Below are 26,216 nucleotides of genomic sequence, written 5' to 3'. Positions count from 1 at the left end.
CCAAACCCCAACCCCCGCTCGACTATACGAGCCGCGTCGTTGATGCGGTCTGAGCTGCGGCGACCCGGACGATTCGCCACCGCCCGTCCTCGCGCTGCACCAAGCCGGCGAGCTCGAGCATCGCCAGCGGGCCCAGCGCGAGCTCGGGCACCATTCCCGATGCGACCGCAATCTCGTCGACCGTGGCCGCGCCGCGGCCCGGCAACGCCTCGTAGACCCGGCGCTCGGCATCGCTGAGGCCGTCGAGTGGCGTCGTCGGATGCGGCTCGTCGCGGGCCAGTTCGCCGATGTGGCCGACCAGCTCGACGACATGGTCGGCGCGGGTGACCAGCTCGGCACCGTTGCGCAGCAGGGCATGGCAGCCCGCCGACGCCGACGACGTGACAGGCCCGGGCACCGCCGCAACCACCCGGCCTAAGGCCCGCGCCCAGGCGGCGGTATTGGCCGCGCCGCTGCGCAGACCGGCTTCCACCACCACGGCGGCCCCGGCCACGGCGGCAACCAGACGATTGCGGGTCAAGAACCGGTGGCGGGCCGGGCGGATGCCGGGCGCGTACTCGGTGAACAACAGCCCCTGCTGGCCGATCCGGTGCAGCAGGGCGGTGTGACCGCTCGGGTACGGAACGTCGAGCCCGCCGGCCAGGACGGCCACGGTGACGCCGTCGCCGTCCAGGACGGCGCGGTGCGCCGCGCCGTCGATGCCGTATGCGCCGCCTGAGACCACCGCGACGTCGCGCTGCGTCAATCCGGCCGCCAGTTCGCCGGCAACGTGCTCGCCGTACGTGGTCGAAGCGCGCGTCCCGACCACGGCCGCGGCCCGATGGGCCGCCTCGTCGAGCCGCACGGGCCCCAGCGCCCACAACACCATTGGCGAAACCATCGGTGCACCTCCGCCGGTGCGCGGTGCGGCACCGCGGAATGCGGCGAACGCCAGCAGCGGCCACTCGTCGTCGTCCGGCGTGATCAACCGTCCGCCACGCCGGGCCAGCATTTCGAGATCTGCCGCGCTGCGGTCGATCTCGCGCCGGGCCTCGGTACGCCGGGCCAGGCTGTCCTCGACCAGGCCACGCCGGATCCGCTCGGCGGCCTCCACCGGGCCGACGTGCTGCACCAGGGCGGCAAGTTCGGCGCAGGGCGGCTCGACCACCCGGGACAGATAGGCCCACGCGCGCAGCGTGGGAGCGTCGTGCGCCACCGTCATCGCTGGGCCCCTGGCTGGCGGAAGCTGAGTGCGGCGGCGACTTCGTCTATCCCGGGAGATGGGCGGCCGGCCAGGTCGGCCAGGCTCCACGCGACGCGCAATGTGCGGTCGAGTCCGCGGATGCTGAGCAGTCCGCGATCCAGCGCCCTTTGCAGCGGCTCCATCGCCGCGTTGCTGGGACGGAACTTCCGGCGCAGCAGCGCCCCGCTGACTTCGGCGTTGGTGCGAAATCCGTGTGGCAACCAGCGCTGGGCGGCGGCAGCGCGGGCCAGCGCCACCCGGCGACGGACCTGCGCCGTCGACTCAGCGTCTCCGCCTGCGAACGCTCCCGCCTTCACCTGATGCATCTGCACGCGAAGGTCCACCCGGTCCAGCAGCGGTCCCGACAGCTTGCCGAGGTAGCGACGTTTCGCCGCCGCCGCGCAGATGCAGTCCTGCGGGTCGGCCGGGGCGCACGGGCACAGGTTGGCGGCCAGCACCAGCTGAAATCGCGCGGGATAACAGGCCACCCCGTCGCGGCGGGCAAGGCGAATCTCGCCGTCCTCCAACGGTGTTCGCAGGGCTTCCAGCGCGCTGACCCGGATCTCGGCGCACTCGTCGAGGAAGAGCACCCCGCGATGCGCGCGGCTTACGGCGCCCGGTCGGGCCATCCCGGACCCCCCGCCGACGAGCGCGGCGACGCTGGAACTGTGGTGTGGCGCCACAAATGGCGGTCTGGTGATCAACGGTGTGTCGCCCGACAGTAGGCCGGCCACCGAGTGAATCGCCGTGACTTCCAGGGACTCGGCCTCGGTCAGCGGCGGCAGCAACCCCGGAAGGCGCTGTGCGAGCATGGTTTTGCCCACCCCGGCGGCCCGGTGAGCATGAGGTGGTGCGCCCCGGCGGCGGCCACCTCGACCGCGAACCGCGCCTGCGTCTGCCCGACGACGTCGACCAGATCCGCCTCGGGCCCGCCGTCCGTCGGCTGCGCGTCGATCCTGCCGTCCAGGGCGCCGCTGCCGCTGAGCCACTTCTGCAGCTGCCGCAGGGTGCGCACGCCCCACACGTCGATGCCGTCGACCAGGCTGGCCTCGGCGAGGTTGTCCACCGGAACCACCACGGCCGGCCAACCGTCGCGTTTGGCGGCCAGCACGGCGGGCAGCACCCCGCGCACCGGCCGGACCCGCCCGTCCAGGGACAGCTCACCGAGCAGCACCGTTTTCTCCAGCCGGTCCCAGGGGTTCCTGCGCTGCGCGGACAACACCGCGACGGCCAGGGCGATGTCGTAGACCGACCCCATTTTGGGCAGCGTCGCAGGTGACAGCGCCAGCGTCAGCCGCGCCGCGGGCCACGTGTTGCCGCAGTTGGTGACGGCCGCCCGTACCCGGTCGCGCGACTCCTGCAGGGCGGCGTCGGGCAGTCCCACCAGGTGCACGCCCGGCAGCCCGGACGTGATGTCGGCTTCGATCTCCACGATCTGCCCGTCAACGCCGCGCACCGCGACGGAGAACGCGCGTCCCAGCGCCATCAGCCGATCCCTTGCAGGTGGGTGATCTCGGGGATGCGGCGGCGCCCGACCCGCACGCCGATCACGTCGATGCGGATCCCCGCGCTGCGCTGGCCCTGGCCGGCCAGCCACAGCCCGGCCAGCCTGCGCAACCGCAGCACCTTGCGCGGGGTGACCGCATGCGCCAATCCCCCGTATCCGTCCCCGGTGCGGGTCTTCACCTCGACGAACACCACCGTCGACGTGGCGTCGTCGCGGGCGATGATGTCGAGTTCGCCGTAGCGGCAGCGCCAGTTGCGCTGCAGGATCCGCAGCCCCATCCGCATCAGATGATCCACGGCGAGCGCCTCGCCCATCGCCCCCAGCTGGATCCGCGTCATCGTCGTTTCGGTCGTCATGGGGGCCAAGGTGCCCCACGCCCCCGACGAGACGGGCCATCATCGCGACCCACGGCCGCCCGCGCCGGCCGGTTATCCCCAGTGCGTCGCCCATCCACAGCCGGGCGGCGGCACCTGGGTGCGGCTAGGTGACCGGTCCGACGAAAACCGGATCGCCCGTTGCGTTCTCACGCTCCCGCGGCAAGCGCTGCCAGCGTCTCGGCCGAAGAGTGCAGCGGACGCCAGCCCAGTTGGGTCTTGGCCTTGGTGGTGTCCATCACCATCGAGGTCCGCGCGGTGTGCAGCCATTCCAGCATGGACGGCACCCGCGGCACCCGCGAGATCGCCGCCGACGCCGCCGTCGCCGCGACCGCGGGGACCCGCACCGGGCGCCCGCCCAGCGCCCTGGCCACGTCGGTCACGGTCACCACCCCGTCGCCGGCGATGTTGTACACCCCCGGGGGCGCCGGGGCGGTGGCCGCCAGCGCGATCGCCGTCGCCACGTCGTCGTGGTGCACAAGTTGCAGCGGGTACCCCGGATCGGGCACCACCGGCTTGAGGACCGGGACGGCTTTGACCACCGCACGCACCGGGCCGGGCAATTGGTTCCAGGGCATGGCGTCGGCCAGGGCGGTGGCGTTGGGCCCGGCCACCACGCAGGGCCGCAGCACATAGACCTCGAGCGGCGAGTCCTTAGTGATGTCGGCGAGCAGCGCCTCGCACGCCGCCTTCTGCTCGGAGTAATAGTGCTCTGCGGACCCCCGGGCCGCCACGTCCTCGGTCAGCGGGACGGGATTGTCGGAGTGGTAGCCGTATGCCGCCACCGACGAGGTGTACACCAGGCGCCGGGGCCGGTCGGCGGCCGCCGTCGCCTCGAACACGTTGCGGGTGCCTTCGAGATTCACCCGGGCGCTCTCGTCGCGCGAACCCATGATGATGAACGCCAGGTGGATCACCACATCGGCCTGCGCGACCAAGGCGTCGACGGCCGCGCGGTCCAGGATGTCGCCCTGCTGATAGCTGGTCTTCAGCCAGCCGCGCGACGACGGGTCAAACGGCCGGCGAGCCATCCCGATGATCGCGTCGACGGCGGGTTCGCGCTCAAGCGCCGTCACCGCGGAGACGCCGATCTCCCCGGTTGGTCCGGTCACCGCGACGGTCACTCCCATCAGAACGTCCTTCCCTGCCGCGGCCAACCGAAACCCCGCGGGCGGACATCGGCAAGTCCCGGCTCGTGGTAGAACCATCTTTCCAGCTCTCGCGACTCTCGAGCGGTTGGACGTTCGGGCACTGCACATCGTCAGCGAGGGCTTTGCGGTCAACGATGACCGGCCAAGATGCCAGGATCGGCCGCAACCGCACGAAACTGCGTGTAAGGCTGGTACCGGCGGCGGATAATCTACGGCGATCAAACGCGGATAACACCGCCGACACCGCAGGAATGAGGCATGACATGGCGGACCAATCGAAGACCCGCGCACACGCGCCCGCTACGGGCGGAGAGAAGGCCGACCCCGCGACGGTTTTCGCCGCTCTCGCCGAGATCATCTACCAGGGCTCCGACGTCAACCAGATGTATGCGGCCATCTGCGTGGCCGCCACCCTGACCGTCCGCGGCTGTGACCACGCCAGCCTGTTGGTCCGCGAGAACGACAAATACCTCACCGTCGGTGCCAGTGACTGGCTCGCGAAGCACATCGACGACATCGAGAGGCGGGCCGGTGACGGCCCCTGCATCGACGCCATCGAAGAGGAGACGCCGCAGATCGACACCGATCTGACGACCCCCTCGCTGTGGCCCAGCCTGGCGAAAATCCTGGTCGCAGAGACCCCGGTGCGCGGCGCGATGGGTTTTCGGCTTCTGGTCGACAAGCGCAAAGGGGCCGCGCTCAACTTGTTCAGTGACACCCCCAACATGTTCGACTCCGAATCCGCCGGGCGGGCGGCCGTGCTGGCCGCATTCGCCAGCGTCGCCATCAACGCGGTCAGTAAGGGCGAGGATGCGGCTAGCCTGCGCCGCGGGTTGCTCAGCAACCGCGAGATCGGCAAGGCCGTCGGCATGTTGATGCTGTTGCACGACATGAGCGAGGACGCGGCGTTCGATCTGCTGCGACGCCACTCCCAGGCGCTGAACATCAAGCTGGCCGAGGTGGCGCGCGCGGTCATCGAGAATCGCGGTCAGCTGCCACCGGAGATCGAAAATCAGCTTCCGTCGAACAACTAGCGCCAGCTACTCGGGGAGCCGCAGCTCGGGCTTCTCGACCTCTTCGATGTTGACGTCCTTGAAGGTGACCACCCGCACCTGCTTGACGAACCGCGCCGGCCGGTACATGTCCCACACCCAGGCGTCGGACAGTCGCAGCTCGAAGTAGACCTCACCGTCGGCGTTGCGCGGCGTCATCTCCACGCTGTTGGCCAGGTAGAACCGCCGTTCGGTTTCCACCACGTAGCTGAACTGGCCGACGATGTCCTTGTATTCGCGGTACAGCGAGAGCTCCATCTCGGTTTCGTACTTTTCGAGATCTTCTGCACTCATCTGCTCCGACGTCCTTCTCCCAGACCGTTTTCCCGGGGGTTCCCGGCGCTGGCTGCCGTTAGCCGGGGTGGGAATCCTGATCTCATCTTTCCTCACCGATATCCGTCGCGCTGCAGCGGTGGGTCCGGTTGGCAGTCGGCCACCACCCGGCTGCCATTCCGGGTGGCCACGCGCCGGACGTTGATGAACGAATAACGATGCTCGGGGCACGGGCCCAGCCGGGTTAGCGCCGTGCTGTGTGCCGGCGTGCTGTAACCCTTGTGCAGGGCGAAGCCGTAGCCGGGATGGTCGGCCTCCATCGCGACCATCAACCGGTCCCGGCTGACCTTGGCCAGCACGCTGGCCGCCGCGATACACGCCGCGACCGCATCGCCACCGATGACGGGCAGCGATGGGACGGCCAGCCCCGGCACCCGGAACCCGTCGCTCAGCACGTAGCCGGGCCGCACCGACAACCCGGCCACGGCGCGGCGCATCCCCTCGATGTTGGCGACATGCACGCCGCGCCGGTCCACCTCGGCCGGCGAGATGAACACCACGTGATAGGCCAGCGCATAGCGGCGAATCAGCGGGAACAGCTTTTCGCGGGCGGCCTCGGTCAACTTTTTGGAATCATCAAGCGCGGCAAGGCTTTCCATTCGCCCCGGTCCGAGCACGCAGGCCGCCACCACCAGCGGTCCGGCACAGGCGCCGCGGCCGACCTCGTCGACGCCGGCCACCGGCCCCAAACCGCTGCGGTACAGCGCGGATTCCAGGGTGCGCAACCCCGACGACTTACGGATCACCGTCCGTGGCGGCCACGTCGTGGCCACGGCTACCGATTCTGCTGCGGGTTCACCGATCCCACGCCGCCCCACCGGGACGGCGGCCACACGATGAACCTTGCTTTTCCGATCACGTTGGCCACCGGCACGGTTCCCGACGTCGGGTCGCCGGTGCACAAGACGCCCTTGAGTGCTTCGGCCGGCACGCTGGTGCAGTGCGCCCGCGAATCCGCCGAGTGTGTGCGGTTGTCGCCCATCACCCACAGCCGCCCGGCCGGGACGGCGACCGGCCCGAACTCGCTGCCCAGGCAGGGGTACACCGACGGGTCGGCGGCCATGGTGGTGCGGTCCAGGTACGGCTCTTTGAGCGGCTTGCCATCGACCGTCAACCCGGTGTCCGCGCGGCACTGCACCGTCTGCCCGCCGACCGCGATGACCCGCTTGACCAGGTCGTTTTCGTCGGGCGGCACGAAGCCGACGAACGACAGCGCGTTTTGCACCCAGCGCAGCACGGTGTTGCTGGACCGAATCGATTTGTAGCCGAGGTTCCACGGCGGCGGGCCCTTGAAGACGATGACGTCGCCGGGGCGCGGAGCGCTGAAACGGTAGCTGACCTTGTCGACCATGATCCGGTCACCGACGCAGCCCGTGCACCCGTGCAGTGTCGGCTCCATGGATTCCGACGGGATCAGATAGGGCCGCGCCACGAAGGTCAACATGACGTAGTAGAGGACGACGGCGATCACCGCCAGGAGCGCGAACTCGCGCAACGTCGATCGCGTGGAGTCCGCCGGCTCGCCGTCGTCGGGGGTGTCCGCCACCGGCGCCGGTTCGGGGATCGAGCCGGCCGTGGCCTCGGCCTCGTCCGGGCGCGTCTCCGGGTTGCGGGTGGAGACCTTCGGATCTGACTCGCCGGCGTGGGGCTCGGGCTTCGATGAATCCGCGGTATCGGTCACGGGATCAGCGTAGCCAGCGCACGTTGTGGCCCGGTCAACCGGCGCACCGGACCGATGATGGGACGAATCAGCAGCGCCGCCAAGGCGTCCCGGCTCAGCGCTTCTCCTTGATCTTGGCCTTCTTGCCGCGCAGCTCACGCAGGTAGTACAACTTCGCGCGGCGGACGTCACCGCGGGTCACCACCTGGATGTGGTCGATGTTGGGCGAGTGCACCGGGAACGTCCGCTCGACGCCGACGCCATAGCTTTCCTTGCGCACGGTGAAGGTCTCGCGGATGCCACCGCCCTGACGACGGATCACCACGCCCTTGAACACCTGGATACGCTCCTTGGCGCCCTCGATGACCTTTACGTGCACGTTGACGGTGTCACCCGGGCCGAACACCGGGATGTCGTCGCGCAGCGACGCCTGATCGACGAAGTCCAGCCGGTTCATGCGAGACACTTCCTTGCGGTCGCGGCCGACGGCAGCTACCCACACGCAGGTGTGAGGCGGTCGCCAAGCCGATGGTTTCGGGCTTTCTGGCGTATCTCGCAGCAGGCGGGAAACGGCTCGACCGGCCTGCAACCGCTGGAGACAACTGGTCAATTGTGCCAGACGGGGCGCGTGCCGCGGAAATCACCGCGAGTCGGCGATTCACGGCGCGCCAAACGCGCTGGTAAATGGTAAATATGACTGGGGCCAGAACGCGCTGCCCGCATGGGAGCGTGATGGCCGGTGCAGGTGGCGCGAGGGGCCCGCTGTTGCACTGTGCCGACGTCACGCCGGAGGAGAGGAATGCGGGTACATCCGCTGACGCTGATCACCGCCACTGCGGCGGTGACGTTGGTGGTTGCCGCCGGTTCCGAGGCGCTGGTCCAGGCTAAGGTGTACACCTTGCCGGTTACCGCGCCCGTCCGGGTCGTGTCCGCGCCACCGACCTCGGTTCCCCCGCAGTCGGCCGCGCTGATGGTCGAGGCGGCCGGTCCCCCGCAGCCGGCCCAGGCGCTACCCAGCCCGGGATTCGGTCAGCTGCAGGGCCGCGTGCAGCACGCCGCCGACGAGGCCGCCGGCAGCGGCGCCGCTCTGTCGGTGGCCATCCTCGATCGCAGCACCCATCAATTGGTCGCCAACGGAAACAGCCAGGTCATCGGCACCGCGTCGGTGGCCAAGTTGTTCATCGCGGATGATCTGTTGCTGCACGAAAGCGAGGGCAAGGCGCCGCTGAGCGCCGATGACCGCCAGGCCCTGGACATCATGCTGCAGTCATCCGACGACGGCGCGGCCGAGAAGTTCTGGGGTCAGGGCGGCGGAGCCGCCATCATCAGCGAGGTGGCCGTCCGCTATGGCTTGTCCTCCACCACCCCGCCCAGCGATGGGCGCTGGTGGAACACCATGAGCTCGGTGACCGACCTGATCCGCTACTACGAGATGCTGCTGGACGGATCGGGTGGCCTGCCGGCCGATGAGGCCAAGATCATCGTCAACGACCTGGCGCAGTCCACCCCCAACGGGCTCGACGGCTATCCGCAGCGATTCGGCATCCCGGACGGCCTGTACGCCGAGCCGGTCGCGGTCAAGCAGGGCTGGATGTGCTGCATCGGCAGCGACTGGATGCATCTGTCGACCGGCGTGGTCGGGGCCGACCGCCGCTACATCATGGTGGTTCAGTCCCTGCAGACCGCAGATGACGCCACCGCCCGCGACACCATCACCCGCGCGGTGAAGACGATCTTTCCCGAGGGACGCATCGACGCGCCCAGACACGGGCTCTAGCGGGCCGAATCGCCTTCGGGCTCAACGCCTTCGGATTCAAGCAGTTCGGGCCGGCGCTCCCGGGTGCGCTGCAGCGAGATCTCCCGGCGCCACGCCGCGATTCGCGCGTGGTCACCCGACAGCAGCACCTCGGGCACGTCGAGCCCACGCCAGCTCGGTGGTCGGGTGTAGCTCGGACCCTCCAGGCGCCGGTCCAGCGCCGGGGAGTGCGAATCCTCGCGATGCGACGCGGGATTGCCGAGGACGCCGTCGAGCAGGCGCAGCACGGCCTCGATCATCACCATGGCCGCCGACTCCCCGCCGGGCAGCACGTAGTCGCCGATCGAAACCTCTTCGACGCGCATCCGCCCCGCGGCATCCTCGATGACCCGCTGGTCGATGCCCTCGTAACGGCCGCACGCGAACACCAGGTGGGTCTCGACGCTCCAGCGCGCGGCCGTCGCCTGCGTGAACAACCGGCCGGCTGGGGTGGGCACAACCAAAAGCGTTTCCGCAGAAGTGATCTCGTCGAGCGCCTCACCCCACACCGGCGCCTTCATCACCATCCCGGGGCCTCCGCCGTAGGGCGAATCGTCGACCGAGCGGTGCGCGTCATACGTCCAGCGCCGCAGGTCGTACACTTGCAGATCGACTAGGCCGGACTGGATTGCCTTGCCCGGCAACGATTGCCGCAGCGGATCCAGATAGGCCGGAAATATCGTGACGACGTCGATTCTCATATCGAAGATCCCCGTTACAGGTCCAACAGGCCTTCGGGCGGGTCGATCTCGACGGTTCCGTCGTCCAGTGACACCGCGGTGACGATCGCAGTCACGAACGGCACCAACACTTCCCGCTGCTCATCGCCGGACTCACCCGCTTCGCGCCGCACCGCCAGCAGTTCACCCCCCGCGGTGTGCAACACCTCGGCCACGACACCGACCTGCTGGCCCGCGGCGGTGCGCACCCGCAGGCCTTCGAGCTGATGGTCGTAGTAGGTATCCGCCTCGTCGATGTCGGGCAAGTCCTCGGAATCGACGACGAACAGGGCGCCGCGCAGCGCGTCGGCGGCGTCACGGTCGGTGACGCCGGCCAGGCGCACCAGCAGCCGACCGCCGTGCTCACGCACGGTCTCGATGACACAGCTGCGTTCGGCACCGCCGCGAGACGGCTTGGCGCGCAATGTGTTACCCGGCGAGAACCGGGCGGCTGGATCGTCGGTGCGGATCTCCACCACCAGCTCGCCGCTGATGCCGTGGGCTTTCACCACGCGCCCGACGGTCAACTCCAAGGGAGTTCCATGAGCAGCGCCCGCCTACTGGTCGGTGTCCACCACGTCGACGCGGATGCCGCGACCGCCGATCCCGGCGACCAGCGTGCGCAGTGCGGTGGCGGTGCGACCTCCGCGACCGATCACCTTGCCCAAGTCGTCGGGATGGACGTGGACCTCGACCGTCCGCCCCCGGCGGCTGGTCACCATGTCCACCCGAACGTCGTCGGGGTTGTCGACAATCCCGCGAACCAGGTGCTCAACAGCGTCAACGACAACCGTACTCATCGCCGCGGTCAGCTTTCGGTGGTCGGCTCGGCCTGCTCGCCGCGCTCGGCGGGCGCCTCGGCTTCAGCGGCGGTGGCCTCCGCGGGGCTTTCGGCCGCGGCCTCGGGCTCGGCAGCGGCTTCCGCGGCCTTCGCGGCCTTCTTGGCCGGGGCCTTCTTCTTCGGCTTCGCGGCCTCGGTGCTCGGTCCGCCGTCGGCCTCGGCCAGCGCGGCGTTGAACAGCTCCAGCTTGCTGGGCTTGGCGGGGGCGACCTTCAGGCGGCCCTCGGCGCCGGGCAGGCCCTTGAACTTCTGCCAGTCGCCGGTGATCTGCAGCAGTTTGCGAACGGGCTCGGTGGGCTGGGCACCCACGGACAGCCAGTACTGGGCGCGCTCGGAGTCGATCTCGATCAGGCTCGGCTCTTCCTTCGGGTGGTAGCGGCCGATGACCTCGATCGAGCGGCCGTCGCGACGGGTGCGCGCGTCGGCGACGGAGATGCGGTACTGGGGATTGCGGATCTTGCCAAGGCGGGTGAGCTTGATCTTGACAGCCATGGTTAAGCGATATCTCCTGTGTGTGTCACGCTGCAATTCAGCGATCGGGGCCCGATGCCCGGATCCGGTTTTGCCTCGCGTGTATGACCGGTCGGCGATGCGTGATCGCTCGGCGGACAGCCGCCCATTGTGCCAGACCGGGGGCGATGATCAGAAATTCGCCCAGCCCCGCCTCACAGCACTTTCTGGAAGACCTTGGTCTCCGCCCGCCGCGTCATGCGCCAGCCGTCGGCCGTGCGCACGAACTCGTCGTCGTACCACAGTCCGCAGAACAGCACCTGGTCCTTATCGCCGCCCAGCACCATCGGGTTGAAGCAGATCACCCGCGACGAGGCCTTGTCCCCGTCGATCCGGACCGAGAAGTTGCCCAGCATGTGCGCGTACACCGGAAAGTTGGGCAGCACCTCGGCCAGCCACTTCTTCACCTCGGGATAGTGGCCCTCGATGCCGCCCAGCGCCGTGTAGTCGATGTAGGCGTCGGGCGTGAAGACCCGGTCCAGGTCGTCGAATCGCCGCTGGTCGATGGCGGTGGAGTAATCCACCAGAAGCTGCTCGATCTCGAGGCGGTCGGAGATTTCGGCCAGGCTCAACATGCAACGGACAGTACTGAAGATCGTTCTCGAACAGGGGTGGAAGTTAGACTTTGCGGCCATGCGGAAGCTCACGGCCACAGCCGCTACCCTGCTCGCGCTCGGTACCTGCGCCGCCACCGTCACCATGCCCACTGCGTGGGCCGACAACACGCAGCCGGTCGGCTCGATCCCGATTCCCGACGGCCCCGCGCAGACCTGGATCATCGCCGACCTGGACAGCGGTCAGGTGCTGGCCGGCCGCGACCAGAACGTGGCGCACCCGCCGGCCAGCACCATCAAGACGCTGTTGGCGCAGGTGGTCCTGGACTCGGTGAGCCTGGACTCGACCGTCGTCGCCGACGTCGCCGACACCCAGGTGGAGTGCAACTGCGTCGGCATCAAACCCGGCCGCACCTACACCGCGCGCCAACTCCTCGACGGCCTGCTGCTGGTCTCGGGTAACGACGCCGCCAACACGCTGGCGCACATGCTCGGCGGCCCGGACGTCACCGTCGCCAAGATGAACGCCAAGGCGGCCTCGCTGGGTGCCACCAACACGCACGCGGCGACGCCGTCCGGCCTGGACGGCCCGGGTGGTTCGGGCGCGTCGACGGCGCATGACCTGGCGGTCATCTTCCGCGCGGCGATGGCCAATCCGGTGTTCGCGCAGATCACCGCCGAGCCGTCGGCGATGTTCCCCGGCGACAACGGCGATCACCCGATCACCAACCAGGACGAACTGTTGGAGCGCTATCCCGGCGCGATCGGCGGCAAGACCGGCTTCACCAACGCCGCACGCAAGACCTTCGTCGGTGCCGCCGCACGCGGTGGTCGTCGGCTGGTGATCGCCATGATGTACGGGCTGATCAAACAGGGCGGCCCGACGTACTGGGATCAGGCTGCGACGCTGTTCGACTGGGGATTCGCGCAGAGCCCGCAGGCCGGCATCGGCTCGCTGTAGCTTTTCGTCAGGAGTCGGCGTCCTGCAGTGCCGCCGTCAGCAACGCCATCAGCACCGGAATGCGTTGCGCCGCAATCTCGGGCTGCGGCAGCACCCCCTCGATCACGGCGGCCCCGTCGAACACGTTGCGCATCAGCGCCGCCACGACCGGGACGGTTTCCCGGGGGAAGCCCTCGGCGCCGGGCAGCGCCCGCGCGGTATCGTCGATCTTGGCGGCGTACTGCGCGAGCTCGTGTTGCAAAGTGTCCCTGAGCTTTTCGTCGGTGCGCGCGGCCACCGTCAGCTCGTAGATCACGGCGTTGATCGGGCCGCCGGTGACGTTTCGCAGGATCTCCAGCACCGCTTGCAGCGCCGGGCGGTCGGCCGGTATTTCGGCGACCCCCTTGGTGAACGACTCCAGCTGGCGGCGCAACACCTCCGAGGCCGTCGCGGCCATGAAATCGCCCATGGTGTCGAAGTGCCGGAACAGCGCACCCACCGACACCCCGGCCCGCTTGGCAATGACCGCCGCCGACGCCTTGGCGTAGCCGACCTCGATGATGGTCGCAATGCAGGCGTCTATGAGCCGCCCGACGGTCTCCTCGCGGCGCTGCTGCTGCGTTCTGGCCATGTCAGGCGGTGACGCCCAGCGCGTCACGCTCGCGGCGGGCACGCTCCCCCGCCCGCAGGTACCGACCCGACCGCACGGATTGCCCATAGCCGTCCCGGAATTCGCCTTTGGGGTGGCTTCCGCCGAAGACGACCACGCCGCCCACGCCGGTGGCGACGACGGCGTCGTCGTTGCGATTGACCATGCGCCGCAGGCCGCCGTAGAACGGCACCGCTTCCTCGTGGTAGCCGTCGACGGAGTCGTTGAGTCCGGCCGGGTCGATCACCACGAAGTCCGCACGGTCGCCCTGCCGCAGCGTGCCCGCGTCGATGCCGAACCATTCCGCCAACTCACCGGTGAGCCGGTGCACCGCACGCTCGATCGACATGAAGGGCGCGCCGGCCCGGTAGGCGTCGCGGGCGCGCCTGAGCATCCGCAACGGAAAGTTGTAGAAGGCCATGTTGCGCAGGTGCGCTCCGGCATCCGAGAAGCCCATGTGCACGCTGCCTTCGTTGGCGAGCGCGTCCAGCAGCTTGGGGCGATGGTTGGCGACCACCGTCGTCCACCGGACGTTGCGTTCACCGTTTTCGACGAGCACGTCCAGGAATGCGTCGAGCGGATGCAGCTTGCGCTCGTCGGCGATCACGCCAAAGCTCTTGCCGATCAACGACTTTTCCGGGCATTCGACGATGACCGCGTCGTGAAAGTCGCGGTGCCACAGCGACGGTCCGAGCTTGACGCGGTCGAATTCGCGCCGGAACTTGCGGCGGTATTCCTGGTCCGCCAGTAACGCGTTGCGCTCCAACTGGTCTCGCAGGTGCAGGGCTGCCGTCCCGGCACCGAACTCCTCGAAGACCGGCAGGTCGATTCCGTCGGAGTACAACTCGAACGGCACCGGCAGGTGCTGGAATCGCACGCTGGCGCCGAGCAGCTTGTTCAGCAGACGAGTCCCCGGACCGAACACGTAGACCGACAGCGGCATCGACTTGGCGTCGGCGGACACCAGCATGCTCATTCGAACGCCCTTGCCCCAGTTGAATAATCGGCTGCTGGCCAGGAAGAAGAGCATGCCGGTCGACGGCTTCGCGACGTTGGGGGCGCTTTGCAGGATTCGGCCGCGCTTGCGCAGGACCTTGATCAGTCTGCGCCGTTCCCGCCAGGTCGCGAAGGTGGACGGCAGGGCGCGTGAGCGGAACCGTTCGCCGTCGAGCTTGTCGATGGGCGCGTCCATCCCCGACATGCCGAGCACACCGGCGGCGAGGGCCTCGTCCAGCAGTTCGGCCATCTTCTTCAGCTCGCCCTCGGTGGGCCGCACCGTGGGATCGGTCGCCCGATCCAGTCCCAGCACCGCGGTCCGCAGGTCCGAATGACCAAGCAGTGAACCGATATTGGGCCCCAGTGGCAGGGCGTCGATCGCCTTGATGTACTCCGCGGCCGTCGACCAGGTTCGGTTGGAGTCCAATGCGCCGAAGACGTATTCGCGCGGCACCGCCTCCACCCGGCTGAACAGGTCGGCGGCGTCCCCGGAATCGGCGTAGACCGTGGACAACGAGCAGTTGCCCAGCAACACCGTGGTGACGCCGTGGCGCACCGACTCGCGCAGCCCGGGATCCAGCAGCACCTCGGCGTCGTAATGGGTGTGCACGTCGAGGAAGCCGGGCACGACCCACTTGCCGGCCGCGTCGATCACCTCGGGGCAGCCCGTCTCGTCCAGCGGCTCCGCGCAGACGGTGGCCACCACGCCGTCGCGGATCCCGAGCGTGCGCGTCAGGGGCGCGCTGCCGGTGCCGTCGAACCACAATCCGTCGCGAATGATCACGTCGTAGGCCATGGTTTCCCTTTCGTTGCTGCCGGAAAGCTAACATAGATAGCAAGCACTCGCAATCTTTTCCCGGCAGGCCTCCGAAATATCTGGCGATGGCCAGTGTGCGGCATCGAGCGGCGCCGGCGTCGTAATGGCGGTGGCCTCGGCGCGGCGGGGCAGGCCGGTCCGACGACCCCGCGGGCCGCGGCTAGGCCGGTGACCGGAAGATGTTGCCGCGCAGCATGATCAGGTCGGGACTGTTCAGCACGGCGGCGCCCGAGCGCGGGTCGGTCGAGTAGCACAGCAAGTCCGCCGAGGCGCCGTGATCGAGCCCGGGCCGGCCAAGCCAGCGGCGCGCGTCCCAGCACGCCGCGCCCAGCGCCTCGGTCGGGCTCATCCCGATCCTCTTGAGCGCCTCGACCTCGTCGGCGATGCGTCCGGGCGCGACCATGGTGCCCGCGTCGCTGCCGGCGTAGATCGGCACGCCCGCGTCGCGGGCCGCCGCGATCCGGGACAGCCCGCTCTCATGCAGGTCACGCATGTGCGCGGCATACGCGGGATACTTCGAGGCGGCCTCGGCGATGCCGGGGAAGTTCTCGACGATGTTGACCAGCGTCGGGACCAGCACCGTCCGGTGCTCGACCATCAGCTCGATGGTGTCGTCGGTCAGGCCGGTGCCGTGCTCGATGCAGTCGATGCCGGCGCTGATCAGGCCGGGCAACGCGTCCTCGCTGAACACGTGCGCGGTGACCCGGGCACCGTGGGCGTGCGCGGTCTCGATCGCGGCCTTGAGCACGTCGTCGGACCACAGCGGGGCGAGATCGCCGACGCTGCGGTCGATCCAGTCGCCGACCAGCTTGATCCAGCCGTCGCCGCGCTTGGCCTCCTCGGCCACCGCCTGCGGCAGTTGCCATTCGTCTTCCAGCTCGCGCGCGAAGCCCGCAGCATACCGCTTGGGTCTGGCCAGATGCTTTCCGGCACGGATGATTCGGGGCAGGTCGTCGCGGTCGTCGAGACTGCGGGTATCGGTGGGCGACCCGCAGTCCCGCAGCAGCAACGCGCCGACATCGCGTTCGATCTCGGCCTGGGTGATCGCGTCGTCCAGCGGGATCTCGCCGTGATCACCAAGGCCGACGTGGCAGTGGGCGTCGACCAGCCCGGGCACGATCCAGCCGCCGTCGAAGACGGTGTCGGCGCCGGCGACGGGTTCGGCGCTGATGCGGCCGTCGACGATCCACAGTTCGATCTCGGTTTCGTCGGGCAGCCCCACGCCCCGAACGTGCATGCGCACCGGGCGGCTACCTGCTTCCGGTCCAATGGTGACGACCCGCTTCGCGCGGCACCGCCGCGCTCGCGATCGTCACTTGCCCGGGAACTTCAGCTTCGACAGATCGAAGTCGGCCAACCCGGGCGGCAGCTCGTTGAGGCCTTCGGGCATCTGCGACAGGTCGGGGAATCCGGCCGGCATGCCGGCGCCCAGCGGGTTGCGGGCCTTCGGCGGTGTCGGGCCGCGTCCGCCCTTCTTGCCCTTCTTGCCGGCCTTGCCCTTCGCTCCCTTGGACTTTCGCGTCGCCGACTTGCGGCCCAGACCGGGGATGCCCATGCCGCCGAGCATCGACGACATCATCTTGCGTGCCTCGAAGAAGCGGTCCACCAGCTGGTTGACCTCGGACACCGTGACGCCCGAGCCGTTGGCGATGCGCAGCCGCCGCGAGGCGTTGATGATCTTCGGATCGGCGCGCTCCGCCGGGGTCATGCCGCGGATGATGGCCTGCAGGCGGTCCAGCTGCCGGTCGTCGACCTGGGCCAGCGCGTCCTTCATCTGCCCCGCGCCCGGCAGCATGCCCAGCAGGTTGCCGATCGGGCCCATCTTGCGGATGGCCAGCATCTGTTCCAGGAAGTCCTCGAGCGTGAGCTCGCCGGTGCCGATCTTGACCGCGGCGGCCTCGGCCTGCTCGGCGTCGAAGACCTGCTCGGCCTGCTCGATCAGGCTCAGCACGTCGCCCATGCCCAGGATGCGGCTGGACATCCGGTCGGGGTGGAAGACGTCGAAGTCCTCCTGCTTCTCGCCGGTGGAGGCGAAAAGGATTGGGACGCCGGTCACCTCGCGGACCGACAGCGCCGCGCCACCGCGGGCGTCACCGTCGAGCTTGGTCAGCACCACACCGGTGAAGCCCACACCCTCGCGGAACGCGTCGGCGGTGGTGACGGCGTCCTGACCGATCATCGCGTCCAGCACGAACAGGACTTCGTCGGGATTGATCGCGTCCCGGATGGCCGCGGCCTGAGCCATCAGCTCGTCGTCGATACCGAGCCGGCCGGCGGTGTCGACGATGACGACGTCGAAGTGCTTGGCCTGCGCCTCGGCGAGTCCGGCCGCCGCGACGGCGACCGGATCGCCGGGCCCGGATTCGGGGGACGCGCCGGGATGCGGCGCGAAGACCGGTACCCCGGCGCGTTCACCGACAACCTGCAGCTGGTTCACCGCCGCCGGGCGCTGCAGGTCACACGCCACCAGCAGCGGGGTGTGCCCCTGGCCGCGCAGCCAGGCGGCCAACTTCCCGGCCAGCGACGTCTTACCCGAACCCTGCAGACCGGCGAGCATCACCACGGTCGGCGGGGTCTTGGCGAACGCCAGGTGGCGGGTCTGTCCGCCCAGGATGCCGATGAGTTCTTCGTTGACGATCTTGACGACCTGCTGCGCCGGATTGAGGGCACCGGAGACCTCGGCGCCCTTGGCGCGGTCCTTGATCCGGGAGACGAAGGCGCGCACCACGGGCAGCGACACGTCGGCTTCCAGCAGCGCCAGCCGGATCTCGCGGGTGGTGGCCTCGATATCGGCGTCGGTCAATCGACCCTTGCCGCGCAGCCCCGCGAGGGCACCGGTCAATCGGTCGGACAGCGATTCAAACACCCCGCCAGCCTAGTGGTCTTGGCCAGCGGGGCTGGCCAGTGTCCCAGCCAAGTACAGGGGCCCGGCGCCGCCCCCGACCGCGGCACTGAAACCATGCACACGACACGCCGAGAATCATGTGCGTAGTTTCAGTCCCGCGGGGACGGCGAGCGGGTTTGAATGGTCGAGTGCTCGAGGTGATCGACAAGGGGTCCTGCAGCGAGGCGCATCCGGTGCCGCTGCTCTTCGTGCACGGCGGCTGGCATGGCGCGTGGTGCTGGGAACAATTTCTGGACTTTTTCGCCGACGCCGGCTACCGCGCGGTCGCGATGAGCCTGCGCGGGCACGGTGCCAGCCCGACGGCCAAGCCGCTGCCGAAGGTGTCCATCTGCGACTACATCGACGACGTCCGTTCGGTGGCCGACGACCTGGGCGGCGCGCCGGTCCTGGTAGGCCATTCCCTGGGTGGTTTCGTGGTCCAGCGCTACCTCGAAGATCGCAGCGCCCCGGCCGCGGTTCTGGTGGGCTCGGTGCCGCCGCAGGGCGTGCTCACCCTGGCGCTGCGGGTCTGGCGCCGCCGGCCGTCGATGACGATGGAATCGTGGAGCGACCCCACACTGCTGAAGTTCCTCGCCACCCCGGCGCTGGCCCGTGAATACCTGTTCTGCCCCGACACGCCCGAGGCCGTCGTCGAATCCTGCCGGCAGCGCGCGGGGGCCGAGAGTGTGCGCGCGGCCATGACCGACCCGATCGTCCGCCGCGTCAGAACCAAGCGGGTGACCACGCCGATCTTGGTGCTGGGCGCCGAGCACGACGGCTTCGTCAGCATCCGCGAGGTGCGCAACACAGCACGCGCGTACCGAACCGAGCCGGAATTCTTTTCGATGGGCCACAACATGATGCTCGAACCGGGCTGGGCCGACGTTGCCGGGCGCATCCATGAGTGGCTGCAGATTTGCGTGAGCCCGACGCGGTAGCCAGTCGGGTCGTTACTGCGCCGAAAAGCGTTGGCGTGCTAGATTTCACAGCCGCGACTCAATCGAGTCAGCTGCGTCGGCGAGCAAGGAACGGGGGGCCTGTGTCGATGCCGCTCGGCGACATCCAGGCGCGGGCCGACAGCGGCGACAGCGACAGCGGCGTGCTGCGCGGCTGGCAGCGCAGGGCGCTGGTGCGCTACCTCGCCGGCCGGCCACGCGATTTCCTGGCGGTGGCCACCCCGGGCGCGGGGAAAACGACGTTCGCCCTGCGGGTGGCGGCCGAACTGCTCGGCCAGCGCGCCGTCGAGCACGTCACCGTTGTGGTGCCCACCGAGCACCTGAAGGTGCAGTGGGCGCAGGCCGCGCAGCGCTACGGGCTGGCCCTGGACGCGAGGTTCTCCAACAGCAACCCGCGCATCGCGCCGGAGTATCACGGCGTGATGGTCACCTACGCGCAGGTCGCCGCGCATCCGACGCTGCACCGGGTGCGCACCGAGCAACGCAGGACCCTGGTGATCTTCGACGAGATACACCACGGCGGCGACGCCAGGACGTGGGGCGACGCCATCCGCGAAGCCTTCGGCGACGCCACCCGCCGGCTCGCGCTGACGGGGACGCCCTTTCGCAGCGACGACAGCCCCATCCCGTTCGTGACCTACGAGGCCGGCCCCGACGGGATTCGGCGTTCGCGGGCCGACCACACCTACGACTACACCGATGCCCTCGCCGACGGCGTGGTCCGTCCGGTGGTGTTTCTCGCCTATTCCGGGGAGGCGCGGTGGCGCGACAGCGCCGGCGAGGAGCACGCGGCCCGCCTCGGCGAGCCCCTGTCGGCCGAGCAGACCGCGCGCGCGTGGCGCACGGCGCTAGACCCCGCCGGCGAATGGATGCCGGCGGTGATCACCGCCGCGGATCTGCGGCTGCGCCAATTGCGCACGCACATACCGGATGCCGGCGGAATGATCATCGCGTCGGATCAGACCGCGGCGCGCGCCTATGCCGCCCTGCTAGCGAAGCTGACCGGCGAGGCGCCGACGCTGGTGCTCTCCGACGACCCCGGATCGTCGGCGCGGATCAGCGAATTCGCCGAGAGCACCAGCCGCTGGCTGGTCGCGGTGCGCATGGTCTCCGAGGGCGTCGACGTGCCGCGGCTGTCGGTGGGGATCTACGCCACCAGCGCCTCGACGCCGCTGTTCTTCGCGCAGGCGGTCGGCCGGTTCGTGCGCTCGCGCCGCCCCGGGGAAATCGCCAGTATCTTCGTGCCGTCGGTGCCGAACCTGCTGCAGCTGGCCAGCGAGCTGGAGGCTCAGCGCAACCACGTGCTCGGCGAGCCGCACCGCGTCGCCGAGGGCGACCCGCTCGAGGGCGATCCCGCCACCAAGACGCAGGACGAGAAGAGCGACCTCGACAAGGGGTTCACCTCGCTGGGCGCCGACGCGGAACTCGACCAGCTCATCTTCGACGGATCGTCGTTCGGCACGGCCGCCGCGGCCGGCAGCGACGAGGAGGCGGACTACCTCGGCATCCCCGGGCTGCTCGACGCCGAACAGATGCGCGCGCTGCTGCACCAGCGCCAGGATGAACAGCTGCGAAGGCGCGCCCGATTGCAGCAGGAGGAGGCCGGATCGCCGGGGGGCGCGCAAGCCCCGTCCGCCACCGTGCACGGCCAGCTTCGGGAGTTGCGCCGCGAGCTGAACACCCTCGTCTCGATCGCCCATCACCGAACGGGCAAGCCGCACGGCTGGATCCACAACGAACTGCGCCGCCGCTGCGGTGGCCCCCCGATCGCCGCGGCGAGCCGCGAACAGCTGCGCGCGCGCATCGACGCCGTGCGGCAGCTCAACGCCGAGCACTAGTCGCCGACGGGTTCCTCGAGCACCTCGACCGTCGGTCCGCCCAACACGGCCAGCAGGCTCTGCTCGACCCCGTCGCGCGCACCGTGCTCGGCGCCGGCGCCCGCGTCGGCCGCTTCAGCCGGCACCGTCACGCAGAAGACGTCGGCCGCCGTCGACCCGAAGGTGTTGACCTTCGCCCAGACGATGTCGGTGCCCGCCAACTCCAGCGCGCGGGTCAGCAACGCGAGCAACCCGAGCCGGTCCATGGCGCGGACCTCGACGATCAACTGATCGGGCGAGGCCGACTCGACCCACAGGATGCGGGGCGGCGCGCTCGACCGCGTGACGGGCACCCCGACCTGGACCTCACCGGCCCGGCTGGTGGCCGCGCTGATGGCGTCGCTGTCCCGCTTTTCCAGCGTCCCCAACACGTCGACGTCGCCGGCCAGCGCGCCGGTGAACTGCTGGCGCAGCAGGCCCGCTTCCGGCGGTGAACCGAACAGCGGCGACACCACGAATTCGACGATCGCGAATCCCTCGTCGGTGCTGGCCGAGGCCGAATGGATGCGCAGCGAGTTCAGCGCCAACACCGCGGCGGCCTTCGACACCAGCCCCCGCTGATCCGGCGCGGCCATCACCACATCCAGACGCTCGCCGCCGCTGGGCTTGATCTCCACATGAACGCCGCGATCGGTCGTCAACGAAAGATATTGCGGTGCAGCGGGTTTCGCTTCTGGCAGCGGCTCCCCCGCCATCACCAGCCGGCAGCGCCGGACCAGGTCCTCGATCAGCGACGCCTTCCACTCACTCCACACCCCGGGCCCGGTGGCCTTCGAATCAGCCTCCGTCAGCGCTTGCAGGACTTCGAGCAACAGCGCGTCCCCGTTCAGCGCTTTGACCACGCGCTCAATGGTGTTGGGGTCATTGAGGTCGCTGCGGGTGGCCACCATCGGCAGCAGCAGGTGGTGGCGGACCAGCTGCGCGAGCAACTCGGCCTCGGCTGGCGAGATGCCCAGCCTGGGCCCGATCTCGAGCGCCAGGCCCGCGCCCAGCACGCTGTGGTCGACGCCGCGGCCCTTGCCGATGTCGTGCAGGAGCGCGCCCAACGCGAGCAGATCGGGTCGCGCCACCCGGGTGGACAGCGGTGCGGCGTTGACCGCCGTCTCGATGACGTGGCGGTCCACCGTCCATTTGTGCGCGACGTCGCGGGGCGGCAAGTCGCGGATGGCGTCCCATTCGGGCAACAGCCGGCCCCACAGGCCGGTGCGGTCGAGCGCTTCGATCGTCGCCACCGTGGTCGGCCCGGCGGACAGCACAACCAGCAAGTCGTCCAACGACTCTCGCGGCCACGGCACCGGCATCTCCGGCGCGCCGGCGGCCAGCCGGCCCAGCGTGGCCGCGCCGATCGGCAACCCCGTATCGGCCGAGGCGGCGGCCACCCGCAACACCAAACCGACGTCCGTATCGGGCCGCGCGTCGCGGGCAAGGACGATCTCTCCGGCATATTCGACGACACCCTCGTCCAGCGGGCGGCGCTTGGGCCGCCGCACCAGCGCCGTCACCCCGCGCCGGGGCAGCGCGTTCTCGGCGGTCCGAATGCCGGTCTCGGCATGGTAGGCGATGGTGCGGCCGGCATCGGATAGCTTGCGCGCCAAGTCGAACCGGTCTCCGATGTGCAGGGCGGCGCTGATCTCGTCGGCGTATTGGGCCTGCAACTGGTCGCGTCCGCGTCCCGATACCCGGTGCAGCTCGGTGCGCACGTCGAGCAGCGTCAGGTGGGCATCGTCGAGGGAACCGCCGGGTGACTCCGGACGTGCCATGCCGTGGCGGTCGATCAGCTGGGCAACGCCCAGCGCGTCGAGCAGTTGCACATCGCGAAGGCCGCCGCGGCCCGACTTCAGGTCCGGCTCGGCCCGCTGCGCTATCCGTCCGCACCGGTCCCAGCGGGCCTGTGTCATTTCGATGAGCTCGTTCATGCGGGAGCGAATTGCGCTGCGCCACTGCCGTCGAGCACCGGCGATCAGTTCGTCGGAGAGCCGGGCGTCGCCGGCGATGTGGCGCGCGTCGAGCATGCCCAGCGCCGCGATCATGTCGGCGTTGGCCACCCCGAGGGCCCCGGAGACGGTTCGCACACTGTGGTCGAGCCGAACGTTGGCGTCCCACAACGGGTACCACAACTTGTCGGCCACCGTGCCCAGCATGTCGTCGGACTTGTTGCCGTGCAATAACATCAGGTCCAGGTCGGAATGCGGCAACAACTCGTGGCGGCCCAGTCCACCGATGCCGACGATCGCGAAGCCGCTGTCGTCGGTGATCCCGATCTCGGCCGCCTTGGCCATCAACCAGGACTCGTGCAGGTCCAGCCAGGCGTGCCGCAGTTCGGCGGCGTGCAGCTTGCTGCCCTCGGACAGCAGTTGGCGCCGCGAGGCCGCCAAATCGACTGCCCCGCAGGCGCTTTCTGCCCCCGCTAGGTGCCCGGACGAGTCGGGGTCGTTCAGGGTCATGCCCTCCCGGCCCGCCCGGGTCGCATCAGCAATTGACAGCGGATGTCATAGCGCATCGGTTCCGCGCTCGCCGGTGCGCACCCGCACAATGGTTTCCACGGGGCTCACCCACACTTTGCCGTCACCGATCTTGCCGGTGCGCGCCGCGCGGACGATGCTGTCCACGACCTTGTCGACAATGGAATCGTCGACGACGACCTCGATGCGCACCTTGGGCACGAAGTCGACCGAATATTCGGCACCCCGGTAGACCTCGGTGTGACCCTTCTGCCGTCCGTAGCCCTGGATTTCGCTGACCGTCATCCCCAGGACGCCCGCGTCCTCCAGACTGGTCTTCACGTCATCGAGCGTGAACGGCTTTACGATCGCGGTGATCAGCTTCATGACTGCTCTGCCTCCACTTTGTCGCCCACTCGCTCCTCCTCCAGGCCGTTGCGGGTATCCACCACAGGGGCCCGGGGCGGCAGAACCGAACCGGTAGCCACGGCGAAATCGTAACCGCTCTCGGCGTGTTCGGCCTCGTCGATACCCGCGGCTTCCGCCTCCGGGTTGAGACGAAGCCCGATGGTGTACTTCAGGATCAAGGCCAGGATCAGCGTAACCACCCCAGAGTAGATGAGTACGCTGAACGCGCCGACCGCCTGCCGCTCGAGCTGCGCCCAGCCGCCGCCGTAGAACAGGCCCTTGGACACCCCCGTGACGCCGTTGATGGCCGGGCTCTCCGGCGCGGCGAGCAACCCGACCAGCAGGGTGCCGGCCAAGCCGCCGACCAGGTGCACGCCGACCACGTCGAGTGAGTCGTCAAACCCCAGCTTGAATTTCAGGCCGACCGCCAGCGCGCACACGACGCCGGCCACCAGGCCCACCACCAAGGCGCCGAGCACGTTGACCGACGAGCACGACGGCGTGATGGCGACCAGGCCCGCGACGATGCCCGACGCCGCGCCCAGCGTCGTCGCCTTGCCGTCGCGGATGCGCTCGGTGAGCATCCAGCCCAGCATCGCGGTGGCCGTCGCGACCGTCGTGGTGATGAAGGTCGAGCCGGCGACACCGTTGGAGCTGGTGGCCGATCCGGCGTTGAAGCCGTACCAGCCGAACCACAGCAATCCGGCGCCGAGCATCACGAAGGGCAGGTTGTGCGGCCGGAACAACGTGGTGGGCCAACCGCGCCGCTTGCCCAGCACGATCGCCAGCATCAGGCCCGCCACACCGGAATTGATGTGAACCGCGGTCCCCCCGGCGAAGTCGATCGCGTGCAGCTTGTTGGCGATCCAGCCGCCCTTCTCGGAGGCGAAGCCGTCGAACGCGAAAACCCAGTGGGCGACCGGGAAATAGACGAACGTCGCCCACAAGCCGGCGAACACCAGCCAGGCGCCGAACTTCAGCCGGTCGGACACCGCACCCGAGATCAGGGCTACGGTGATGATCGCGAACATCAGCTGGAAAGCCACGAACACGGTCGCGGGCAGGGTACCCGCCAGCGGAATGTCAGTTGCCGCAACGCCTTTGCTGGGATCGGCGGCCGCCGAGTTGACGCCGATGAGGCCTTTCAGACCCCAGAACGAGGTCGGCTTTCCGACGACGCCGGCCCCGGCGTCGTCGCCGAAGGCGAGCGAATAGCCGTAGAGCACCCACAGCACGGTGACCACACCCATCGCGCTGATGCTCATCATGAGCATGTTCAGCACGCTTCGGGCGCGCACCATACCGCCGTAGAAGAACGCCAGGCCCGGCGTCATCAACAGCACCAGCGCGGAACTGGCCAGCATCCAGGCGGTATCGCCGGTATTGGGCTGGCCCAGTATCGGGTATGTCACTCGCAATCTCCTCCGGTCGGCCCACGATTGGCCGCCAGACGCACGTCTGATGACCTGACCAGAAGATTGCGCAATCGTTGTTTCGGCGATGGTGCCGCCATGTTTCAGCGGTATTAACGTCCCGCTGGCCGGGTAAGAGGTTCAGCCGAGCAGCGCGTCGACGAAAGCGGCCGGTTCGAACGGCGCGAGATCGTCGGGGCCTTCCCCGAGTCCGACAAGCTTGACCGGCACGCCCAGTTCCTGCTGAACCCGAAAGACGATGCCGCCCTTGGCCGTTCCGTCCAGCTTGGTCAGCACCGCACCGGTGATCTCGACGACCTCGGCGAACACCCGGGCCTGGGCCAGTCCGTTCTGCCCGATGGTGGCGTCAAGCACCAGCAACACCTCGTCGACCGCCGCGCGCCGTGTTACCACCCGCTTAACTTTGTCGAGCTCGTCCATCAGCCCGACCTTGGTGTGCAGCCGGCCCGCGGTGTCGATGAGCACCACATCGGCGCCCGTGGCGATGCCCTTGTCGACGGAGTCATACGCCACCGAGGCCGGGTCGGCGCCCTCGGCGCCGCGCACCACCTCCGCGCCCACCCGCGATGCCCAGGTCTGCAGCTGATCGGCCGCCGCGGCGCGGAAGGTGTCGGCGGCACCCAGGACGACGCGCCGCCCGTCTGCGACCAGCACCCGGGCCAGCTTGCCGACGGTGGTGGTCTTTCCGGTGCCGTTCACGCCGACGATCAGCAGCACCGAGGGATGGTCGTCGTGCGGCAGCGCCCGGATCGACCGGTCCATGCCGGGCTGCAACTCGTTGATCAGCACGTCGCGCAGCACGGCCTTGGCGTCGGCCTCGGTGCGCACGTCGCTGCTGGCCAGCCGGCTGCGCAGCTGCGCGATCACCGATTCGGCGACCACCGGGCCCAGGTCGGCGATCAGCAGCGTGTCCTCGACGTCCTGCCAGGCGTCCTCGTCCAGGTCACCGCCCCCGATCAGGCCCAGCATGCTGCGCCCGAGCGCGTTCTGCGACCTGGCCAGCCTGCCGCGCAGCCGCTCCAGCCGGCCCTCGGTGGGCGCGGAGGTGGTGCGCGGCGCCGAGGGCGCCGACCCGGCCTCGGTGGCGTATGACTCCG

24 protein-coding genes and 2 pseudogenes are annotated in these 26,216 nt (G+C 69.2%); 5 read left to right on the top strand and 21 right to left on the bottom strand.

From position 1 onward, the window contains the following. Positions 1–22: 22 nt before the first annotated feature. The 4 genes and pseudogenes from dprA to A5753_RS17500 form a co-directional block, all read right to left on the bottom strand. Positions 23–1,201 (bottom strand): DNA-processing protein DprA, encoded by a 1,179-nt coding sequence (gene dprA / locus A5753_RS17515; protein ID WP_067130783.1) that lies wholly within the window; start codon positions 1,199–1,201, stop codon positions 23–25. Next, positions 1,198–2,708: pseudogene (locus A5753_RS17510) on the bottom strand (YifB family Mg chelatase-like AAA ATPase). The gene dprA and the pseudogene A5753_RS17510 overlap by 4 nt, the downstream one beginning before the upstream one ends. Next, a complete protein-coding gene (locus A5753_RS17505) occupies positions 2,708–3,085 on the bottom strand; it encodes a YraN family protein (protein ID WP_067130781.1) in 378 nt (125 codons plus the stop codon). Before A5753_RS17505 ends, A5753_RS17510 begins: the two are co-directional and overlap by 1 nt. A 167-nt stretch (positions 3,086–3,252) precedes the next feature. Continuing rightward, complete coding sequence (locus tag A5753_RS17500) at positions 3,253–4,233, bottom strand: NAD-dependent epimerase/dehydratase family protein (protein ID WP_067130778.1); 981 nt, start codon at positions 4,231–4,233, stop codon at positions 3,253–3,255. A gap of 284 nt (positions 4,234–4,517) precedes the next feature. On the opposite strand from A5753_RS17500, the gene A5753_RS17495 reads away from it, so the two are divergent. Beyond that, complete coding sequence (locus A5753_RS17495; RefSeq protein ID WP_067130991.1) at positions 4,518–5,288, top strand: GAF and ANTAR domain-containing protein; 771 nt, start codon at positions 4,518–4,520, stop codon at positions 5,286–5,288. A 6-nt stretch (positions 5,289–5,294) separates the two neighbouring features. Here the strand turns inward: A5753_RS17495 and A5753_RS17490 are convergent, their stop codons facing one another. The 4 genes from A5753_RS17490 to rplS all read right to left on the bottom strand — a co-directional run bounded on the left by A5753_RS17490 (position 5,295) and on the right by rplS (position 7,756). Continuing rightward, on the bottom strand, positions 5,295–5,600 hold the full coding sequence (locus A5753_RS17490; RefSeq protein WP_003875077.1) for a DUF2469 domain-containing protein: 306 nt from the start codon (positions 5,598–5,600) through the stop codon (positions 5,295–5,297). A 92-nt stretch (positions 5,601–5,692) separates the two neighbouring features. Then, a complete protein-coding gene (locus A5753_RS17485; RefSeq protein ID WP_067130775.1) occupies positions 5,693–6,412 on the bottom strand; it encodes a ribonuclease HII in 720 nt (239 codons plus the stop codon). 2 nt (positions 6,413–6,414) lie between these two features. Beyond that, positions 6,415–7,203 carry a signal peptidase I gene (lepB, locus tag A5753_RS17480; protein ID WP_369829334.1) on the bottom strand — a complete coding sequence of 263 codons (789 nt, stop codon included), beginning with the start codon at positions 7,201–7,203 and terminating at the stop codon, positions 6,415–6,417. 211 nt (positions 7,204–7,414) lie between these two features. After that, on the bottom strand, positions 7,415–7,756 hold the full coding sequence (rplS, locus tag A5753_RS17475; RefSeq protein WP_067130769.1) for a 50S ribosomal protein L19: 342 nt from the start codon (positions 7,754–7,756) through the stop codon (positions 7,415–7,417). Between the two features lie 342 nt (positions 7,757–8,098). On the opposite strand from rplS, the gene A5753_RS17470 reads away from it, so the two are divergent. After that, positions 8,099–9,076, top strand: coding sequence for a hypothetical protein (locus tag A5753_RS17470; RefSeq protein ID WP_067130763.1), 978 nt, complete (start codon positions 8,099–8,101; stop codon positions 9,074–9,076). Here the strand turns inward: A5753_RS17470 and trmD are convergent. The 5 genes from trmD to A5753_RS17445 form a co-directional block, all read right to left on the bottom strand. Beyond that, positions 9,073–9,795, bottom strand: a complete 723-nt coding sequence (gene trmD / locus A5753_RS17465; RefSeq protein ID WP_067130760.1) for a tRNA (guanosine(37)-N1)-methyltransferase TrmD — start codon at positions 9,793–9,795, stop codon at positions 9,073–9,075. The genes A5753_RS17470 and trmD overlap by 4 nt on opposite strands. A 14-nt stretch (positions 9,796–9,809) precedes the next feature. After that, entirely contained in the window at positions 9,810–10,346 is a 537-nt protein-coding gene (gene rimM / locus A5753_RS17460; RefSeq protein WP_067130757.1) for a ribosome maturation factor RimM, read from the bottom strand. A gap of 24 nt (positions 10,347–10,370) precedes the next feature. Next, entirely contained in the window at positions 10,371–10,613 is a 243-nt protein-coding gene (locus A5753_RS17455; RefSeq protein WP_003878715.1) for an RNA-binding protein, read from the bottom strand. An 8-nt stretch (positions 10,614–10,621) separates the two neighbouring features. Further along, on the bottom strand, positions 10,622–11,146 hold the full coding sequence (rpsP, locus tag A5753_RS17450) for a 30S ribosomal protein S16 (protein WP_067130754.1): 525 nt from the start codon (positions 11,144–11,146) through the stop codon (positions 10,622–10,624). A 173-nt stretch (positions 11,147–11,319) separates the two neighbouring features. Then, a complete protein-coding gene (locus tag A5753_RS17445; RefSeq protein WP_067130751.1) occupies positions 11,320–11,739 on the bottom strand; it encodes a nuclear transport factor 2 family protein in 420 nt (139 codons plus the stop codon). A gap of 58 nt (positions 11,740–11,797) precedes the next feature. Between A5753_RS17445 and A5753_RS17440 the strand changes: the two genes are divergently transcribed. Further along, positions 11,798–12,679 (top strand): D-alanyl-D-alanine carboxypeptidase family protein, encoded by an 882-nt coding sequence (locus A5753_RS17440; RefSeq protein ID WP_067130989.1) that lies wholly within the window; start codon positions 11,798–11,800, stop codon positions 12,677–12,679. Positions 12,680–12,686: 7 nt separating this feature from the next. On the opposite strand, the gene A5753_RS17435 is transcribed toward A5753_RS17440, so the two are convergent. From A5753_RS17435 to ffh, 4 genes and pseudogenes are all read right to left on the bottom strand, one after another. Further along, complete coding sequence (locus A5753_RS17435) at positions 12,687–13,289, bottom strand: TetR/AcrR family transcriptional regulator (protein ID WP_067130748.1); 603 nt, start codon at positions 13,287–13,289, stop codon at positions 12,687–12,689. Between the two features lies 1 nt (position 13,290). Beyond that, positions 13,291–15,133, bottom strand: a pseudogene (locus A5753_RS17430) (amidohydrolase family protein). Positions 15,134–15,280: 147 nt separating this feature from the next. Further along, a complete protein-coding gene (locus tag A5753_RS17425) occupies positions 15,281–16,357 on the bottom strand; it encodes an amidohydrolase family protein (protein ID WP_156656153.1) in 1,077 nt (358 codons plus the stop codon). Positions 16,358–16,432: 75 nt separating this feature from the next. After that, positions 16,433–17,986, bottom strand: a complete 1,554-nt coding sequence (ffh, locus tag A5753_RS17420; RefSeq protein ID WP_067130739.1) for a signal recognition particle protein — start codon at positions 17,984–17,986, stop codon at positions 16,433–16,435. 167 nt (positions 17,987–18,153) lie between these two features. Between ffh and A5753_RS17415 the strand changes: the two genes are divergently transcribed. Then, positions 18,154–18,942, top strand: a complete 789-nt coding sequence (locus A5753_RS17415; protein WP_067130736.1) for an alpha/beta hydrolase — start codon at positions 18,154–18,156, stop codon at positions 18,940–18,942. 107 nt (positions 18,943–19,049) lie between these two features. Continuing rightward, positions 19,050–20,798 (top strand): DEAD/DEAH box helicase, encoded by a 1,749-nt coding sequence (locus A5753_RS17410; RefSeq protein WP_231990103.1) that lies wholly within the window; start codon positions 19,050–19,052, stop codon positions 20,796–20,798. On the opposite strand, the gene A5753_RS17405 is transcribed toward A5753_RS17410, so the two are convergent. The 4 genes from A5753_RS17405 to ftsY all read right to left on the bottom strand — a co-directional run. Continuing rightward, a complete protein-coding gene (locus tag A5753_RS17405; protein WP_082971360.1) occupies positions 20,795–23,281 on the bottom strand; it encodes a [protein-PII] uridylyltransferase in 2,487 nt (828 codons plus the stop codon). The two genes, A5753_RS17410 and A5753_RS17405, sit on opposite strands and share 4 nt — an antisense overlap. A 45-nt stretch (positions 23,282–23,326) precedes the next feature. Next, the gene (glnB, locus tag A5753_RS17400; protein WP_003878721.1) at positions 23,327–23,665 is read right to left on the bottom strand and encodes a nitrogen regulatory protein P-II; all 339 of its coding nucleotides are present in this window, start codon (positions 23,663–23,665) and stop codon (positions 23,327–23,329) included. Next, positions 23,662–25,050, bottom strand: coding sequence for an ammonium transporter (locus A5753_RS17395; RefSeq protein WP_067130983.1), 1,389 nt, complete (start codon positions 25,048–25,050; stop codon positions 23,662–23,664). Before A5753_RS17395 ends, glnB begins: the two co-directional genes overlap by 4 nt. Before the next feature lie 189 nt (positions 25,051–25,239). Continuing rightward, a partial coding sequence (ftsY, locus tag A5753_RS17390; RefSeq protein ID WP_067130730.1) for a signal recognition particle-docking protein FtsY occupies positions 25,240–26,216 on the bottom strand: 977 nt, incomplete at its 5' end.

This window comes from Mycobacterium sp. 852002-51971_SCH5477799-a (assembly GCF_001667145.1).
Lineage (GTDB): Bacteria > Actinomycetota > Actinomycetes > Mycobacteriales > Mycobacteriaceae > Mycobacterium.
This window is presented reverse-complemented; position numbering and strand designations above follow the sequence as displayed.

What these genes read in the sequence shown, in the direction of transcription:
- dprA (WP_067130783.1), bottom strand. Translation starts at nt 1,201, where the DNA reads ATGACGGTGGCGCACGACGCTCCCACGCTGCGCGCGTGGGCCTATCTG.
- A5753_RS17505 (WP_067130781.1), bottom strand. Translation starts at nt 3,085, where the DNA reads ATGACGACCGAAACGACGATGACGCGGATCCAGCTGGGGGCGATGGGC.
- A5753_RS17500 (WP_067130778.1), bottom strand. Translation starts at nt 4,233, where the DNA reads ATGGGAGTGACCGTCGCGGTGACCGGACCAACCGGGGAGATCGGCGTC.
- A5753_RS17495 (WP_067130991.1), top strand. Translation starts at nt 4,518, where the DNA reads ATGGCGGACCAATCGAAGACCCGCGCACACGCGCCCGCTACGGGCGGA.
- A5753_RS17490 (WP_003875077.1), bottom strand. Translation starts at nt 5,600, where the DNA reads ATGAGTGCAGAAGATCTCGAAAAGTACGAAACCGAGATGGAGCTCTCG.
- rplS (WP_067130769.1), bottom strand. Translation starts at nt 7,756, where the DNA reads ATGAACCGGCTGGACTTCGTCGATCAGGCGTCGCTGCGCGACGACATC.
- A5753_RS17470 (WP_067130763.1), top strand. Translation starts at nt 8,099, where the DNA reads ATGCGGGTACATCCGCTGACGCTGATCACCGCCACTGCGGCGGTGACG.
- trmD (WP_067130760.1), bottom strand. Translation starts at nt 9,795, where the DNA reads ATGAGAATCGACGTCGTCACGATATTTCCGGCCTATCTGGATCCGCTG.
- A5753_RS17455 (WP_003878715.1), bottom strand. Translation starts at nt 10,613, where the DNA reads ATGAGTACGGTTGTCGTTGACGCTGTTGAGCACCTGGTTCGCGGGATT.
- rpsP (WP_067130754.1), bottom strand. Translation starts at nt 11,146, where the DNA reads ATGGCTGTCAAGATCAAGCTCACCCGCCTTGGCAAGATCCGCAATCCC.
- A5753_RS17445 (WP_067130751.1), bottom strand. Translation starts at nt 11,739, where the DNA reads ATGTTGAGCCTGGCCGAAATCTCCGACCGCCTCGAGATCGAGCAGCTT.
- A5753_RS17440 (WP_067130989.1), top strand. Translation starts at nt 11,798, where the DNA reads ATGCGGAAGCTCACGGCCACAGCCGCTACCCTGCTCGCGCTCGGTACC.
- A5753_RS17435 (WP_067130748.1), bottom strand. Translation starts at nt 13,289, where the DNA reads ATGGCCAGAACGCAGCAGCAGCGCCGCGAGGAGACCGTCGGGCGGCTC.
- A5753_RS17425 (WP_156656153.1), bottom strand. Translation starts at nt 16,357, where the DNA reads ATGCACGTTCGGGGCGTGGGGCTGCCCGACGAAACCGAGATCGAACTG.
- A5753_RS17410 (WP_231990103.1), top strand. Translation starts at nt 19,050, where the DNA reads ATGCCGCTCGGCGACATCCAGGCGCGGGCCGACAGCGGCGACAGCGAC.
- A5753_RS17405 (WP_082971360.1), bottom strand. Translation starts at nt 23,281, where the DNA reads ATGACCCTGAACGACCCCGACTCGTCCGGGCACCTAGCGGGGGCAGAA.
- glnB (WP_003878721.1), bottom strand. Translation starts at nt 23,665, where the DNA reads ATGAAGCTGATCACCGCGATCGTAAAGCCGTTCACGCTCGATGACGTG.
- A5753_RS17395 (WP_067130983.1), bottom strand. Translation starts at nt 25,050, where the DNA reads ATGCTGGCCAGTTCCGCGCTGGTGCTGTTGATGACGCCGGGCCTGGCG.